This window comes from Arthrobacter sp. Rue61a, from assembly GCF_000294695.2.
GTDB classification, from domain to species: Bacteria; Actinomycetota; Actinomycetes; order Actinomycetales; family Micrococcaceae; genus Arthrobacter; species Arthrobacter aurescens_A.
Map to the genome: position 1 here is coordinate 504,793 of NC_018531.1, position 16,406 is coordinate 521,198.

At 62.6% G+C, this 16,406-nt stretch carries 14 protein-coding genes; 13 read left to right on the plus strand and 1 reads right to left on the minus strand.

Annotated features, from left to right (window positions below):
- Nucleotides 1-19: 19 nt before the first annotated feature.
- Complete coding sequence (locus ARUE_RS02465) at nt 20-1,036, minus strand: LacI family DNA-binding transcriptional regulator (protein WP_014920612.1); 1,017 nt, start codon at nt 1,034-1,036, stop codon at nt 20-22.
- A 134-nt stretch (nt 1,037-1,170) separates the two neighbouring features.
- Here ARUE_RS02465 and ARUE_RS02470 point away from each other — a divergent pair, with 134 nt between their 5' ends.
- The 13 genes from ARUE_RS02470 (at nt 1,171) to mmsB (ending at nt 16,359) form a co-directional block, all read left to right on the plus strand.
- Nucleotides 1,171-2,529 (plus strand): ABC transporter substrate-binding protein, encoded by a 1,359-nt coding sequence (locus ARUE_RS02470; RefSeq protein WP_011773277.1) that lies wholly within the window; start codon nt 1,171-1,173, stop codon nt 2,527-2,529.
- A gap of 12 nt (nt 2,530-2,541) precedes the next feature.
- Nucleotides 2,542-3,594, plus strand: coding sequence for a carbohydrate ABC transporter permease (locus ARUE_RS02475; RefSeq protein ID WP_014920613.1), 1,053 nt, complete (start codon nt 2,542-2,544; stop codon nt 3,592-3,594).
- Nucleotides 3,591-4,526: a carbohydrate ABC transporter permease gene (locus ARUE_RS02480; RefSeq protein WP_014920614.1), complete on the plus strand. Its 936-nt coding sequence runs from the start codon at nt 3,591-3,593 to the stop codon at nt 4,524-4,526. The genes ARUE_RS02475 and ARUE_RS02480 overlap by 4 nt, the downstream gene beginning before the upstream one ends.
- 2 nt (nt 4,527-4,528) lie before the next feature.
- Nucleotides 4,529-5,377 (plus strand): sugar phosphate isomerase/epimerase family protein, encoded by an 849-nt coding sequence (locus ARUE_RS02485; RefSeq protein ID WP_014920615.1) that lies wholly within the window; start codon nt 4,529-4,531, stop codon nt 5,375-5,377.
- Nucleotides 5,374-6,570 (plus strand): Gfo/Idh/MocA family protein, encoded by a 1,197-nt coding sequence (locus ARUE_RS02490; RefSeq protein WP_011773281.1) that lies wholly within the window; start codon nt 5,374-5,376, stop codon nt 6,568-6,570. Before ARUE_RS02485 ends, ARUE_RS02490 begins: the two co-directional genes overlap by 4 nt.
- Complete coding sequence (locus ARUE_RS02495; RefSeq protein ID WP_014920616.1) at nt 6,567-7,487, plus strand: sugar phosphate isomerase/epimerase family protein; 921 nt, start codon at nt 6,567-6,569, stop codon at nt 7,485-7,487. The genes ARUE_RS02490 and ARUE_RS02495 overlap by 4 nt, the downstream gene beginning before the upstream one ends.
- 3 nt (nt 7,488-7,490) lie before the next feature.
- Nucleotides 7,491-8,882, plus strand: coding sequence for a glucuronate isomerase (uxaC, locus tag ARUE_RS02500; protein ID WP_014920617.1), 1,392 nt, complete (start codon nt 7,491-7,493; stop codon nt 8,880-8,882).
- A complete protein-coding gene (locus tag ARUE_RS02505; RefSeq protein ID WP_014920618.1) occupies nt 8,879-10,210 on the plus strand; it encodes a mannitol dehydrogenase family protein in 1,332 nt (443 codons plus the stop codon). The genes uxaC and ARUE_RS02505 overlap by 4 nt, the downstream gene beginning before the upstream one ends.
- Nucleotides 10,211-10,234: 24 nt before the next feature.
- Nucleotides 10,235-11,464: a D-mannonate dehydratase ManD gene (manD, locus tag ARUE_RS02510; RefSeq protein WP_011773285.1), complete on the plus strand. Its 1,230-nt coding sequence runs from the start codon at nt 10,235-10,237 to the stop codon at nt 11,462-11,464.
- On the plus strand, nt 11,454-11,972 hold the full coding sequence (locus ARUE_RS02515) for a gluconokinase (RefSeq protein WP_014920619.1): 519 nt from the start codon (nt 11,454-11,456) through the stop codon (nt 11,970-11,972). Before manD ends, ARUE_RS02515 begins: the two co-directional genes overlap by 11 nt.
- Before the next feature lie 293 nt (nt 11,973-12,265).
- Nucleotides 12,266-13,414, plus strand: coding sequence for a multiple monosaccharide ABC transporter substrate-binding protein (gene chvE / locus ARUE_RS02520; protein ID WP_014920620.1), 1,149 nt, complete (start codon nt 12,266-12,268; stop codon nt 13,412-13,414).
- Between the two features lie 126 nt (nt 13,415-13,540).
- Nucleotides 13,541-15,070: a multiple monosaccharide ABC transporter ATP-binding protein gene (gene mmsA / locus ARUE_RS02525; RefSeq protein ID WP_014920621.1), complete on the plus strand. Its 1,530-nt coding sequence runs from the start codon at nt 13,541-13,543 to the stop codon at nt 15,068-15,070.
- Nucleotides 15,071-15,075: 5 nt separating this feature from the next.
- Nucleotides 15,076-16,359, plus strand: a complete 1,284-nt coding sequence (mmsB, locus tag ARUE_RS02530) for a multiple monosaccharide ABC transporter permease (RefSeq protein WP_014920622.1) — start codon at nt 15,076-15,078, stop codon at nt 16,357-16,359.
- Nucleotides 16,360-16,406: the final 47 nt, after the last annotated feature.

Consider the following 16,406-nt stretch of genomic DNA (forward strand, 5'->3'; position numbering starts at 1 on the left):
CCTACTTCCAGCCCACGTGTCAGCTAGTAGGCGCCGGACCTGTGGAGCCGCGCACGGTGAGGTGGGTGGGCATGACGGCCAGGCGTCTGCTGGATCCGGAGTTCAGCGGATCCAGTTGTGCCAGCAGCATGGACACGGCCACGCGTCCGGCCTGCTCAATCGGCGAGGCCATGGTGGTCAGGGGCGGGTTGCAAAAGTCGGCTCCGAAGATGTCATCGCAACCCACGATGCTCATGTCTTCAGGAACGCGGATGCCGCGCTCGCGGAGTCGCTGCAGCATCCCGATGGCCAGGAGGTCGTTGAAGACGATGCAGGCCGTGGCTCCGGTCCGCACGGCCGCGTCAGCTGCTGCCGCCCCGGAGGTTGTCTTGGGGGTAAAGGGTCCCACTCTTGACGTGGTGATTCCGCGTTCGCGGCTTTCGTCCTCAAAGGTCTTCCACCGTTTGGCGTTGGACCAGGATGACGCCGGCCCGCCGACGTAGCAAATCTTTCCGTGACCCAGGGACGTGAGGTGTTCCAGGGCTTGGACAACTGCGGCGGGGGTATCGATCACCACTGCGGGCGCGTTGGAAGAGGACCGGTTGATGGTCACGATCGCTTGTGATGATGCTGCCTCGAGTATTTGTGCGTCGGTGAGGCGGGATGCGGCGAGGATGAATCCGTCCGCAGTCCGTTGCATCTTTCGGAGGGTGTCTGCTTCCATTTCGGCCGACTCCTCGGTGTCTACGAGCAGCTGCGTGTATCCGGCCGCTTTGAGCTGGTTTTGGGTCCCCCGGATGATGTCGAAGTAGAACGGGTTGGTGACGTCGGGGACCAGGAGTGCGATGGCATTGGTGCGTCCGGAACTCAGTCCGCGGGCCTGTGAGCTGGGGACATAGTTGAGCTCCGCCGCCACTTTTTCGATCCGTTCGCGGGTCACGCGGTTCACCCGGTCCGGGTTGGACAATGCCCGCGAGACGGTTGATGTGGCCACGCCGGCCCGTTCTGCAACGTCACGGATGGTGGGGGCAGTTGCCCTTGCGCTTGTCTCTCCCATGGAAAGATTGCAACACTCTTGGCAACTTTTGGCAAACGCTTGCCGCTTGGATTGCCAACTCCCTAGACTCGACAACGAAGCCCCTGTGACGCACGCCACCACCACCTGCGGGCTTGGTAATCAAGGAGGAAACAATGAAGTTTGCACCATCAGCAAAGCTGGCCGCCGTTTTGGCAACGGCCGCCCTGGCTTTGACCGCCTGCGGGGGAAGCGGCAGCAGTTCGGACAGCACCGGAGGTGCCGTGGACGGCGCCGGGAAGAAGTTGAGCGTCCTCACCGGGGTCAACAACCAATACCCCGAGCAGCAGAAGGAATGGTTCAAGGACATTGCCGCCAAGTTCAAGGCAAAGACTGGCGCGGACGTTGAATTTGAAACTTTCGCGTCTGCCAACGACGAACTGACCCGAATTCAAACGTCAGTGGTTTCCGGCCAGGGCCCGGACGTTTACAGCCTGGGCACAACCTTTACCCCCACGGCCTACGCCACAAAAGCATTCGTGACTCTCTCCGAAGACGACTGGAAAAAGGTTGGAGGAAAGGACCGCTTCAACCAGGCCGCCTTAGGCATTTCCGGCCCGGACGCCGATCACATGGCCGGCATTCCGTTCGTCAGCCGCCCGTTCGTCATGGCGTACAACAAGGACCTCCTTGCCGCCGCGGGCATCGAGAAGCCGGCAACAACGTGGGACGAACTCGCTGAACAGGCCAAAAAGATGACCAATGCCGGCGCCGGGACTTATGGCCTCGCCACCGGGTACAAGGACAACTTCGACCCGTGGAAGTTCATTTGGGCCATGTCCGTTCAAGCCGGAAACCCGCTGGTGGACGGAGACAAGCTCAAGATGGACGATCCCACCGTCAAGAAAGCTTACGAGACTTACTTCGGTTGGCTCACCAAGGACAAAGTAGTAGATCCCGCCGCCATCGGTTGGAGCAACAGCAACGCCGTAGCGGCGTTCGCTTCGGGCAAAGCCGGCTACTTGATGATGACTACCTCCAGCTCCGTCCCCACATTGGACAAATCAGCCATAGCCGGCAAGTACGCCTACTCCGTCATGCCCACTACAGCGCCGGGTGAAACGGCTCCAAAGGGCGACGGCGACAAAGCTGCCAGCATCCTCTCCGGTGACAACGTTGTGGTTGCCGACTACTCGCAGCAAAAGGACCTGGCCTTCGCTTACATCGAGCTCATCACATCCAAAGACGAGCAGCTGAACTACCAGAAGATCTTCGGCGAACTCCCTGCCAATGCGGAGGCACTCGCCGCCCTGACCGACCCGAAACTCCAGCCAATCGCCGACGCCGCAGGCAAGTCCAAGGCAACACCGTTCACCGGTGCCTGGGGCGACATCCAGCTCGGCCTCCTGAACGTCACCGTCCAGTCCATCCCGGACCTGGCCAACGGTTCCGTGGATAACTCGGCTCTGGAGTCACGACTCAAGGACGCACAGTCCAAGGGGCAAGCCTCCCTCGACCGGGCCGCGAAGTCCTAGGCAGGATCTCCCATGTCCACTGATTCCTTCAGGGAAATGAAGGCCGCAACGGGTCCGGCTGCCGAAGGGCAGCCGGGCCGGATCGGCACAATGTTCGACGCCGGTACGTCACCGGTGGCAGGCGCAGGAACCAGTCAGCCTGCCGGACGCGGCAAGAAACCCGTCCGCCGCAAGGGATTGAGCGAGCGGAACCGTCCACTGTGGATGCTGATCCCCGGCGGACTCCTGATGTTCGTCATCATTGTGATTCCGCTGTTCCTGGGCATCTACATGTCGGCCCTCAACCTGGACCAGTACACCCTGCGCAAGTGGGTGAGCGCACCCTTTATAGGAATCGACAACTTTGTAGAGGCACTGACCGATTCGCCGCTGCTCCATTCGGTGTGGCTGAGTGTCAGCTATTCGCTGATCGCCATGGTGATCACTTTGCCGTTGGGCATCGCTGCCGCCGTGGCCACGCAGAACGCCTTCAAGGGCCGGGCGCTGGTTCGCTCCATCTTCCTGATCCCCTACGTCCTTCCATCCTTCGTGGTGGCCACTGTGTGGCGGACCATGTTCCAGCCGGACGGTGTAGTGGATTCGGCGCTGGGCGTGTTCGGTATGGATGGCGGGCTGTGGCTCAACGGGCCGCAGACCTATTGGACGCTCATCCTGGTCCAGATCTGGGCTTCCTGGCCGTTCATCTACCTGCTGGCTTTGTCCGGTCTGCAGTCCGTAGACCATGAGGTCCACGAAGCCTCGGCCCTGGACGGTGCGCTGTGGTGGAACAAGCTGCGGTATGTCATCTTCCCGTATCTCAAGGGACCGCTCGCGCTGGCTTTCCTGATCGGCATGCTGCATCACATCAATAACTTCACGCTCCCGTTCGTGCTGTTCGGCGTGCCGGCCCCGGCCGACGTCGAAGTGCTTCCGATCCTCACCTACGTCACCAGCTTCCAGAGCTTCCGCTTCGGCCTCAGCGCCGCCATGGCTTTTGTGTCCTTGGTGCTGATCGCCATTCCGCTGTTTATCTACCTGCGCGCCGTCAAACTTGACGACGCCGAGACGCCGGGAGGCAAGAAGTGAGCGCATCAACCACCTCCGTCCGCGGCACCGCCCGCCGGGGTTTGGCCGGGGATACTTTCCGGCCCGGCTCCAAACGGCAGCATGAAGTGACACGCCTCCTGCCCGGTCCCATGCTGGCAATCATCCTGACGGTCCTGAGCGCCATTGTGCTGATCCCGGTCGCCTACATTTTCCTGGCGTCAGTGAATTCTGACATCGGCGTAGCCAACGGCGAATTCTGGCCATCCACGTTCTCCCTGGAGAACTACACCAAGATCTGGTCAAGCGTTGGCTTGGCCAAGGGCTTGGCCAACAGCGTGCTCGTAGCCGGAGCCACCGCCGTGGTGTCAGCGGCCATGTCAGTTTCCATCGCGTATGTCCTGGTCAGGTACCAGTTCCGCGGACGGCTAACCATTCTGCGGAGCCTCCTGGCGCTGCAGTCAGTCCCTGGCACGCTGATGGTCCTGCCCGTGTTCGTTCTCTTCTCATCAGCCGCGAGCTACCTGGGTGTCCAGGTCATCGGAACCCAGTGGGGCCTCTTCATCACCTACCTGACGTTCGCGATGCCGTTCTCAACATGGGTGATGGTCACCTATCTGCGCGGCTTGCCCCGGGAACTGGAAGAGGCTGCAAGGATCGACGGCGCCAGCAACCTCGGCGTCCTGGTCCGCATCATCCTGCCCCTTAGCTGGCCTGGAATCGTGGTCTCGGGAATCTTCGCGTTCCTGCTCGGCTGGAACGATGTCCTCTTTGCCTCCGTGATGACCCGGCCGGACAGCCAAACAGCTGCAGTGGCACTGCAGATCTTCGGGGCTTCGCAGGAAGGCGGCGCCATCCCGCTGTACGGCCAGATGATGGCGGCGTCGCTCGTCTGCGCCGCACCAGTAGTGATTCTCTACCTGATTTTCCAACGTTACCTAGTGGGCGGTCTCACCGCCGGAGGAGTCAAATAGCAATGACCGGTTCAGCAACAGTTGAGTGGACGCTCTCGGGCTTCGGAGACGAAATCGACGACGACCCGGTACTGCAGATCGCAGTGCTCCAAGCCTTGGGCGCGAACCACATCGAGGTCCGCAGCGCGTGGGGAACCAACATCGTGGACCTCGCACCGGAACAATTGGCAGAGCTGAAGAATCTCCTGGACAAGGCGGGCATGGGAGTCTCTGCCATCGCGTCGCCCATCGGCAAGGTTGATGTCACATTTCCCGTGGAACACGAGGTGGAGCGCCTTCGGCGTGCCGCCAACGCGGCCCAGGTCCTGGGGGCCCGCTACATCCGCATCTTCTCCTTCTACTACGGCGAGGGCGTCGCGGTGGACAGCATCCGCGATGACGTCATTGAGCGGATGCGTGCCTTGGCAGGAGTGGCCGAAGAGACCGGCGTTGTGCTCCTTCACGAAAATGAAAAGGACATCTTCGGAGACACCCCCGATCGCGTGCTGGACATTATCGAATCCGTGGCTTCACCGGCGCTGAAAGTGGCCTGGGATCCGGCCAACTTCGTTCAGGTGGGTGTCAAGCCGTTCGACGAAGGCTACGCCAAGCTCCGTCCCCACCTCGAGTACCTGCAGGTCAAGGACGCACGGTTCGCGGACGGCGTCGTCGTCCCTGCCGGTGAAGGCGACGGCGATCTCCTTCGCACGGTGGAGGCGTTGAAAGCCGATGGCTTCGTAGGATTCGCGAGCCTGGAACCCCACTTGGCTGGCGCACACGGCCTGGGCGGCTTCTCAGGCCCAACCGCATTCGGGATGGCAGCCCGTGCCTTTGCCAAAGTCGTGACCGAAGCAGGAGTTGAAACCAAGTGAGCAAGCAAACCCCCACTGCTGTCCTCAACGTTGCCATCACCGGATGCGGAACCATCGGACGCACCCACGCGGCATCCGTCGGGGAGATCGCCGACCTTCGCGTCACCGCGCTGGTAGATGAAATCGCCGAAGCCGCCGAGGGACTGGCCCAGCACATCGAGGACAACGGCGCCGCCCGCCCGGCCACCTTCCGAAGCCTGGCTGAAGCGTTCGCCGGCGCCGACGTCGACCTCGTCATCATCGCTACCCCCAGCGGACTGCACATCCAGCAAGCCCTGGAGGTGCTTGATGCCGGCAAACACGTGGTCATCGAAAAGCCACTGGACGTGAACCTGGACCGCGCGGCTGAGATCCTCGCGGCTGCCAAAACGGCGGAAGCCAAAGGACTCGTTGCGAGCGTCATCAGCCAGCACCGTTTCGATCCCGCGAGCATCGTGGTGGACGAGGCCCGCCGTGCCGGGCGCTTTGGGCGCCTCACGTCCGCCATCGCCTCCGTGAGCTGGTACCGCAGCCAGGGCTACTACGATTCCGGCGCTTGGCGTGGAACGTGGGCAATGGACGGTGGGGGAGCTGTGATGAACCAGGGCGTCCACACAGTGGATCTGTTGCTGTGGTTCCTTGGCCGTCCGCTGGAAATCAGCGCCAAGACCGCTCTTTTGGCGCACACGGATGTTGAGGTGGAAGACACCGCCGTTGCCACCGTCACCTTCGAATCCGGTGCCCTTGCCGTTCTGCACGCAACCACCGCCGCCTACCCGGGCCTCACCGTCCGGCTGCAGGTCATGGGCAGCAAGGGCTCTGCCGTGATCGACAACGACCACCTCGAGTACTTCCATGCAGCCGCCTCGGACGAAGAGACCCAAAGCGGACCCATGGGCCTCCCGGGCGCAAGCAACCAAGCCGAGTCCGAACTCGCCAGGTTCGCTGAACCGGCCACCCGGACCAACCTGGATCCCACCCTCTACCCGGCCGGGCACATTCGCCAGTACCGCGACGTTGTGGAGGCCATCCGGACCGGGCGGCCCGCCGGCGTCACCATCAAGGACGCAGTCACGGCACTCGCCACCGTGCGTGCGCTGTATGTCTCGGCCACGTTGGGCCACCCGGTCCTCATCGCCGACGTCACTGCAGGCAAATACAACGATGTCCAGGTACGGACCGGCAATGGACGGCTTGAGGAGGTCACGGCATGAAGTTTTCTGTTTTCACGGCATCGACGCCGGAATGGACTCCCCAGGAAGCAGTCACGGAACTGTCAGCCCAAGGATGGCACGGCATCGAATGGCGGGTCACGGACCAGGCCGACGCCCCGGAACCGGGCTTCTGGGCAGGGAACAAGGCCACGTGGCCCCTGACCGGACTTGAGGAATCACTCCCGGACATCGCACGGATCACCGCCGACGCCGGCCTGGAGTACTCAGGCCTGGGCGGCTACGCCCGATGCGACAACCACGACGACGTCGATCGCGTCCTCGCGGCAACCGCCGAGTTGGGTGCCAGGCAAGTCCGCGTCAATGTCCTTCCGCTGGGCAACTCCACTATGGGTGGCCAGGAACCGACGGGCCTGTCCTACCCGGAGTTGTTCGCCGCGACGCGGGAGCACTATGAGTGGGTGTCCAGCCGTGCGGCCCACCACGGTGTTAAAGCCCTGGTGGAACTGCACCATGGAACGGTGACCGCATCGGCGTCGTCCGCCAGGCGCCTCCTCGATGGCCTCGATCCGCAGCACGTCGGCGTCATCCACGACCTCGGAAACCTCCTGATCGAAGGCTGGGAGTCGCCGCTGCCCGCGCTGCAACTGCTGGGCCCCTACCTTGCCCACGTCCACGTGAAGAACGCACGATGGGTCCTCACGGACCAGCGCGATCCTGCCGGCGGTGCCGTCTGGGCCAGCGAATGGGCGCCCCTCGAAGCAGGAATTGGAAACGTAGTGACCTACTTCAAGGCGCTCGCCGACGCGGGCTACGACGGTTGGGTGACCGTGGAGGACTTCTCCACTGAGGTTCCCCTCGCCGAGCGGACGGCCGGAAACCTGGACTTCCTGCGCCGCGCCGCATCCCTCGCCGGACTTGCCGTTGCCGGTAACGCCGACTCCGTCTCGAAAGGCTGAGCCATGTCCCTCGCCACCCATCCCGACCGCCTGCTGCCGGCCGATCCCGGCACCCGCGGCATCGCCCGCGAACTGCTGCAGCGCGTTCAGGACCTGCCCATCATTTCGCCGCATGGCCACGTGGACGCAGCAGTCATCGAGCAGAACACCCCGTTCCCCGATCCTGCTGCCCTGCTGGTCACTCCGGACCACTACGTCACACGCCTCATCCATGCCTCGGGAATCAGCATGGACAAACTCCAGCCAGGCAACGCCACACCCCGCGAAATCTGGCGGCATTTCTGCGCGGCATGGCCACTGTTCGACGGCACTGCGTCCGGGTACTGGCTGCGAACCCAATTCGAGTCAGTTTTCGGCTGGCGCGGTGAACTGAGCGCGGAGAAGGCCGATGCCAGCTTCGATTCCATCTCGACCAAACTCGCGGAACCAGGATTCCGTCCACGCGAGCTGTTCAAGGATTTCAACATCGAAGTCCTTGCCACCACTGATGACCCCCTGGACAACCTGGAGAGCCACCGTGCGCTCGCCGAGGATCCCTCGTTCCACAGCCGGGTGCTGCCCACGTTCCGTCCGGACGCTTACATCAACATCGCGCATCCGCAGTGGGCCGCCAACGTAGAGCGGATCATCTCCGAGGCGTCCGACGGCGGCAGCGGCTACCGGGGGTACCTCACCGCGTTGGAGAATCGCCGCCGGTACTTCGTGGACCATGGAGCGGTGTCCGCTGACCACGGAGTCAGGACGCCTGCGACCCTGAAACTGGAGGAGGCTGACGCGGAAGCTTTGTTCGAGAAAGCCCGTTCCGGCCAGGCGACAGCCCATGACCGCGACGTGTTCGAAGCCCACATGATGTACCAGATGGCCAGGATGTCCGTGGAGGACGGCTTGGTCATGACCATCCACCCAGGCTCGTACCGCAACCATCATCAGCCCACGTTCGAGGAATTCGGGGCAGACACCGGACACGACATCCCCGTCGCCACCAACTACACCGAGGCTATCCGTCCCCTGTTGCAGGATTTCGGTACTGCCAAGAACTTCCATCTGGTCCTTTTCACCCTTGACGAGACTGTTTTCTCACGGGAACTTGCACCGCTGGCAGGTTTCTACCCTTCGGTCTACATCGGTGCGCCGTGGTGGTTCCTGGACGCCCCGGATGCCATGCTCCGGTTCCGTTCAGCGGTGACGGAAACCGCGGGTTTCTCCCGGTCCTCCGGTTTCATCGACGACACTCGCGCCTTCTGCTCCATCCCCGCACGCCATGACGCCTCGCGCAGGATTGAGGCCTCGTTCCTCGCCCGGCTGGTAGCCGAGCACCGCATCAGCGAGGACCGCGCGCACGAGCTGATTGTCGACGTCGTGGACTCCTCACCGCGAAGGGTCTTCAAGCTATGACCGGGGACCAGGGGCTTCCCCGGCTCAACCGCGGGACCCGGCCCAAGCCGCCCGTCCGCATCGTCCATCTCGGCTTGGGTGCCTTTCACCGCTCCCACCAGGCGTGGTACACGCAGCACGCGGGCGACGCAGCGGAATGGGGGATTGCGGCGTTCACCGGCCGCCGTCCGGATGCTGCCGATGTCCTTGCCGAACAGGACGGCGTGTTCACGGTGGTGGAACGCTCGGGCCGCGGCGACTCCTTCGAAGTAGTTGGCAGCATTGTGGAGGCCGTTGATGGCTCCGACGTCGGACGGTTAACCGAGCTTGTGGCCGCACCTACTACGGGTGTCGTTACGTTGACCATCACCGAATCTGCCTATGCGGCGGATATAGCAGGCAGCGCTGAAGGTTCGACGCCGTTGGCTCGCTTGGTGACGGCCCTCGCCGCCCGCAGGGACGCCGAAAGCGGGCCGATCGCCGTCGTAAGTTGTGACAATCTTGCGGAGAACGGCGACGTGGCGAGGCAAGCTGTTGGCGCTTTGGCGCGTGCCAGGGACGGCGGCCTGGCCGCGTGGATCGACGCCAATGTCAGCTTCGTCAGCACCTCGGTGGACCGCATCACGCCGCGGACAACGCAGGCGGACCTCGACGTCGTTGCGGCCTCCTGCGGCTACCGGGACCTGGCAGCAGTGGTCACCGAGCCGTTCCACAACTGGATCCTCAGCGGGGACTTCCCGGCCGGCCGGCCCCGCTGGGAGGACGCCGGGGCGGTGTTCGTGGACCACATTGAACCGTTTGAGAATCGGAAGCTCTGGTTGCTCAATGGCTCGCATTCGATCCTGGCGTACGCCGGATTGCTCCGCGGGCACGCGACCGTAGCCGAGGCGTTGTCCGATGACGTGTGCAGGGGAGCTGTGGAAGCGTTCTGGGACGAGGCATCCCGGCACCTGCCCGGCGACGAATTGCAGATACCAAAGTACCGGAAGGCCTTGTTGGAACGTTTCGGAAACTCAAGGATCGCCCACCACCTGATCCAGATCGCCATGGACGGAACCACCAAGCTGCGGATGCGCGCCGTGCCGGTCCTCGCTGCCGAACGCAGCGCGGGCCGCTCCGGAGATGGCGCGGCCCGGATGATCGCTGCCTGGCTCGCGTACGTGTCCTCCACCACCGAGCTCCAGGACCCGCTGGCCGCCGACATCCAGGACGCAAAAACGCTCGACGGCGAACACCGCACCGCTGCCTTGGTGGCGCTCATCAGCACTGAGCTGGCGAACGACGCTGCCACTGTTTCGCAAATCCACGGGCAGCTGGATTCGTTTGCCGCCACTACTTCGCACGCATAGACCCACCGGAAGGACTCCCTCACCATGAAAATCATTGCCGCTGAAGTCTTTGTGACCAGCCCGTCCCGCAACTTCGTCACCCTGCGCATCACCACCGAGGATGGTGTGACGGGCATTGGTGACGCGACACTCAACGGCCGTGAACTCGCCGTCGCCGCGTACCTCAAAGAGCACGTCGCTCAGCTGCTGATCGGCAAGGATCCGCACCGGATCGAGGACACCTGGCAGTTCCTGTACCGCAGCTCGTACTGGCGCCGCGGCCCCGTGACCATGGCCGCGATCGCCGCCGTCGACATGGCGTTGTGGGACATCAAGGGCAAGGTGGCCGGCATGCCGGTCTACCAGTTGCTGGGCGGCGCTTCCCGCAACGGGCTGCGGGCTTACGGCCACGCGTCCGGAGCGGACATTCCGTCGCTGTTCGACTCAGTGCGTGAGCACCTGGAGCTGGGCTACAAGTCCATCCGCATCCAGACCGCCGTTCCCGGCATTAAGGCCGTCTATGGCGTTGCCGCGCAGGCTCAAGCCTCGGGTGAACGGTATGACTACGAGCCCGCCGGCCGCGGCAACTTCCCCTTGGAAGAGGACTGGGACACCCGCGCCTACCTGCGCCACCTGCCCACCGTCTTCGAAGCAGTTCGCAACGAGTTCGGTCCGGAAATCCCGCTGCTGCACGACGGTCACCACCGCATGACCCCCATTCAGGCCGCCAAGCTTGGCAAGGCGCTTGAACCGTACGACCTCTTCTGGCTTGAGGACTGCACCCCGGCCGAGAACCAGGAAGGCCTGCGCCTGGTCCGCCAGCACACCACCACCCCGTTGGCCATCGGAGAAATCTTCAATACCGTGTGGGACTACCAGACCCTCATCAAGGAACAGCTGATCGACTACGTCCGTGCAGCGTCCACCCACTTCGGCGGCATTTCCCCGTTGAAGAAGGTCATGGACTTCGCAGCCCAGTATCAGATCAAATCCGGCTTCCACGGCCCCACGGACATCTCCCCGGTGGGCTTCGCCGCCCAGCTGCACGTGGGCCTGGCCATCCACAACTACGGCATCCAGGAATACATGCAGCACTCGGACAAGACCAACGAGGTCTTCCAGCAGTCCATGACCTTCAAGGACGGCTACCTGCACCCGGGCGACAACCCGGGCATCGGCGTCGAATTCAACGAAGAAGCCGCCGCGGCCTTCCCGTACCAGCAGGCGTACCTGCCGTACAACCGCCTCGTGGACGGCACTGTTCATGATTGGTAAGGCGCAACCCCTCCACCACATCGTGGTGATGGGCGTGGCCGGCTGCGGCAAAAGCACCGTCGGTGCCGCCCTCGCCGAGCGCCTGGGTGCTGAATTTCTCGACGGCGATTCGCTGCACCCGCAGGCGAACATCGACAAGATGGCCTCCGGTACTCCGCTGAACGACGACGACCGCGCGCCTTGGCTGGCCGAAATCGGAAGGCGATTCCCGGCGTCGAGCACTGCTCTTGTCATCGCGTGCAGCGCGCTCAAGCGCTCCTACCGGGACATCATCCGCAGCGCTGATCCGTCTGTGGTGTTCGTGCACCTGCACGGGACCCGCGAGTTGCTGAACGCGCGCATGACAGCCCGGCCCGGACACTTCATGCCTGCCTCGCTGCTGGATTCGCAACTGGCAACCCTGGAGCCGTTGCAGTCCGACGAAGTCGGGATCGTCGTGGACATCTCCAAGCCGGTGGAGGACATGGTGAACGAAGTAGCTGTGGCCCTCACTGGAGCCCTGCTCTAGGCCCTGGTCCTCGAAGCCCGGTACCGCCCACAAGGCAGTGCCGGGCTTTTCCTTGTCTTCACGCATTAACGCCGCCAATTGTGAACGCTAACAACGTCTCAAGTCAATAGTCTCGGCTGCGGTTCGAGGCTGCAATCATTTCGTGATCCACGGCACTTGACCGACGGTATTGTTAGCGTTCACAATGGCATTCGCACCACCTTTCGTGGCATGTGGCACCCAGCTGGCCGCAGATCACATAACGCTTCACCGCCGGACGCGCAGATGCTCCGGCCGCATCAGAGTTCGCGGCAATGCTGCCGCGGAAGGAGAGCATCGTGAGATTGAAGAAACTCCTGGGCGCCGTAGCGGTTGTCCTAACCTTGACTGTCGGAGCCACGGGCTGCGGTAGCCGCGGGGGCACGGCCGAGTCCACCAGCAGTGCAAATCCCAGCGATTCACTGGTTGGCATCTCGATGCCCACCCAGACGTCCGAGCGCTGGATCGCTGACGGAGCCAACGTTGAGAAGTCCCTGAAGGACCTTGGCTACAAAACGGACCTCCAGTTCGCCAACGATGACATTCCCACGCAGGTTTCCCAGATTGAGAACATGCTGACGAAGGGTGCCAAGGCGCTCATCATTGCAGCGATTGATGGCACCACGCTGACCGACGTCCTGGCCAAGGCCAAGGAACAGAACGTCAAGGTCATCGCCTACGACCGCCTTATCAATGGAACGCCGAACGTGGACTACTACACCACGTTCGACAACTACACCGTGGGTGTCCAGCAGGCCACGTCGCTGCTGACGGGTCTGGGACTCGTTGATGCCAGCGGCAAGAAGGTAGAGGGCAAGGGCCCGTTCAACGTCGAATTGTTCGCGGGCAGCCCGGACGACAACAACGCCAACTTCTTCTGGACCGGCGCAATGGATACCCTCAAGCCGTACCTGGATGCAGGCACCTTGAAGGTCCCCAGCGGCCAGACCAAGTTCGAGCAGGCAGCCATCCTCCGCTGGCAGGCACCCGTTGCCCAGAAGCGCATGGAAGACATCCTCACCTCCGCTTACAGCTCCGGCACCAAGCTCGACGGCGTGCTGTCCCCGTATGACGGCCTGTCCATCGGCATCATTTCCGCTCTGACCAGCACTGGCGGCTACTCCACCGGCAAGCTCCCTGTAGTGACCGGACAGGACGCCGAAAAGGGTTCCGTGAAGTCCATCATCGCCGGCGAGCAGTACTCCACCATCTTCAAGGACACCCGCCAGCTCGGCGCCCAGGCCGTGAAGATGGTAGACGCCGTACTCAAGGGCAGTGAGCCCGAAACCAACGACACCAAGACCTACAACAACAAGGTCAAGGTTGTTCCGGCATACCTTCTGAAGTCCGTCATCATCACCAAGGACAACTACAAGAAGGAACTCATCGACTCGGGCTACTACACCGAGGCCGACGTCAAGTAACCACCTCCCCAATCTGTGGCCCCACCGCCCTGTGTTGCAGCGCGCAGTGTGGCGGGGCCACAGCATCCCCAGAGCCTGTCGAGCCCTCGACCCGGCCCAGTTTCAACCAGTCAGCGGGAATTGACGATGAACGTACCCATTCTTCAAATGCGAGGAATCACCAAGACCTTCCCCGGTGTAAAAGCCCTTCAGGACGTCACCCTGGACGTCAACCGAGGTGAGGTTCACGCCATTTGTGGTGAGAACGGAGCCGGGAAATCCACCCTCATGAAGGTGTTGTCCGGCGTCTACGCGCACAACACCTTCGACGGCGACATTCTGTTCGAGAATGAACCCTGCGAATTTTCCAGCATCACGGACAGCGAGAAGCGCGGCATCGTGATCATCCACCAGGAACTGGCCCTGAGCCCGTACCTGTCGATTGCCGAGAACATCTACCTGGGCAATGAGCTTGCCAGGAACGGCTGGGTGGACTGGCGGAAGACCAACCTGGAAGCCGCCAAACTGCTGGCCCGGGTGGGTCTCAGCGAGAATCCCGTAACGCCCATCCAGCACATCAGTGTGGGCAAGCAGCAGTTGGTGGAGATCGCGAAAGCGCTCTCCAAGGAGGTGAAGCTGCTCATCCTCGATGAGCCCACGGCGGCGCTGAACGACGAAGACTCGGACCACCTGCTGGACCTCATCCTGCACCTCAAGGGCCAGGGCGTCACCAGCATCATCATCAGCCACAAACTCAACGAGATCCGCAAAGTGGCCGACGCCGTCACCATCATCCGCGATGGCAAGTCCATTGAGACCCTGCGTTTGGACCAGGGACAGATCACCCAGGAACGCATCATCCGCGGCATGGTGGGCCGCGATCTTGAAAGCCTGTATCCGGACCGGACGCCCAACATCGGCGAGGAAGTCCTCCGGATCGAGGACTGGACCGTCCAGCACCCGCAGGACCATTCACGGACCGTAGTGAACAATGCCAGCCTGAACGTGCGCAAGGGTGAAGTGGTAGGCCTTGCCGGGCTCATGGGTGCCGGCCGGACCGAGCTGGCCATGAGCGTCTTCGGCCGCACGTACGGGCGGGCGGTTTCGGGCAAGGTCTACAAGTACGGCCAGGAAATCAACACGTCCACGGTTTCCGACGCAATCGACCATGGAATTGCCTACGCCACCGAAGACCGCAAGCACTACGGCCTGAACCTGATCGAGGACATCAAGCGGAACGTCTCCATGGCAGCACTGAACAAGCTGGCCAAACGAGGCTGGGTGGACGGTAACAAAGAGACCACCGTTGCCAACCATTACCGGAAGAGCATGAACATCAAGGCTCCCTCCGTTGCCGCCATCACCGGCAAGCTCTCGGGCGGAAACCAGCAAAAGGTGGTGCTGAGCAAATGGATGTTCTCGGACCCCGACGTGCTGATCCTGGACGAGCCAACCCGGGGAATCGACGTCGGCGCCAAGTATGAGATTTACACGATCATTGCGGAGCTCGCAGCGGCGGGGAAAGCCGTCATTGTGATCTCCTCTGAGCTTCCGGAGCTCCTGGGAATTTGCGACAGGATCTACACGCTGTCCGCGGGCCACATCACCGGCGAAGTCCCCATCGCCGAAGCCACCCAGGAAACCCTCATGCACTTCATGACTCAAGAGAAGGAATAGCGAACATGTCCGCCCTACGAGAATCCCTTGGCTTCCTCACAAGCCGCCTTCGCCAGGTTGGCATCTTCGTCGCCCTGATCCTGATCGTCATCCTCTTCCAGGTCCTGACCGACGGCATCCTGCTCCAGCCGCAGAACGTCACCAACCTGGTAGTCCAGAACAGCTACATCCTGATCCTCGCCATCGGCATGGTGATGGTCATCATCGCCGGGCACATCGACCTCTCCGTTGGCTCCATCGCAGGCTTCATCGGCGCCGTGGCGGGCGTGATGATCGTGCACTGGGGCTGGGCTTGGTGGCTCGCCATCCCCGCCTGCCTCCTGGTGGGTGCGCTGGTGGGTGCGTGGCAAGGCTACTGGATTGCCTATGTGGGCATCCCCGCCTTCATCGTCACCCTCGCAGGCATGTTGATCTTCCGCGGCCTGACCCTCATCACCCTGAAGAACCAGCAGATCACCCCGTTCCCGAACGAGTTGCGCGCCCTCGGTGGCGGCTTCCTGCCCGACATCTCCGGCGGCACCTCCGTGCTGGAATGGCTGACGGTCATCCTCGGCGTGGGCGGCACGGCTGCCATTCTGTTCCAAGCCATCAAGGAACGCCGGGTTCGCCGCAAGTTCAACCTGGAGAATGAACCGATGGCCTGGTTTGCCGTCAAGAACGGGTTCATCGCCGTCCTGATGCTCATCATCACGTTCCTCCTGGCCAGCTACCGTGGCACCCCGATTGTCCTGATCGTCCTGGCTGTCCTGGTGATCGTCTACTCGGCACTGATGAACAACAGCATCTTCGGACGCCACACGTACGCGATCGGCGGCAACCTCCACGCAGCCGAACTTTCGGGCATCAAGACCAAAAAGGTCACCTTCCGCCTCTTCGTCAACATGGGTGTCCTCGCCGCCTTGGCCGGGCTGGTCTTTACGGCTCGCTTGAACTCCGCACAGCCCGCAGGCGGTACCGGCTTCGAACTCGACTCCATCGCTGCGGCCTTCATCGGTGGTGCGGCAGTCCAGGGCGGCATCGGCACGGTGGCCGGCGCCATGATCGGCGGCCTGATCATGGGCGTCCTCAACAACGGCATGTCCATCCTTGGCTTGGGCACCGATTACCAGCAGCTCATCAAGGGCCTGGTGCTTCTGCTCGCCGTCGGCTTCGACATCTTCAACAAGAACCGCACCGGATCCGGTGGGGGTTCGTCCGTCGGCCGCCGGTTCAAGTGGAAGACCACGCCGCCGGCAACTGAAACGTCCACCCCAGCGAAGCCAGAGCCCGTCGTCGTTGACGCGAAATAGTCGCTGATGTCCACAGGGGGAGTGTCCCGGCCCCGGGTAACGCCCGG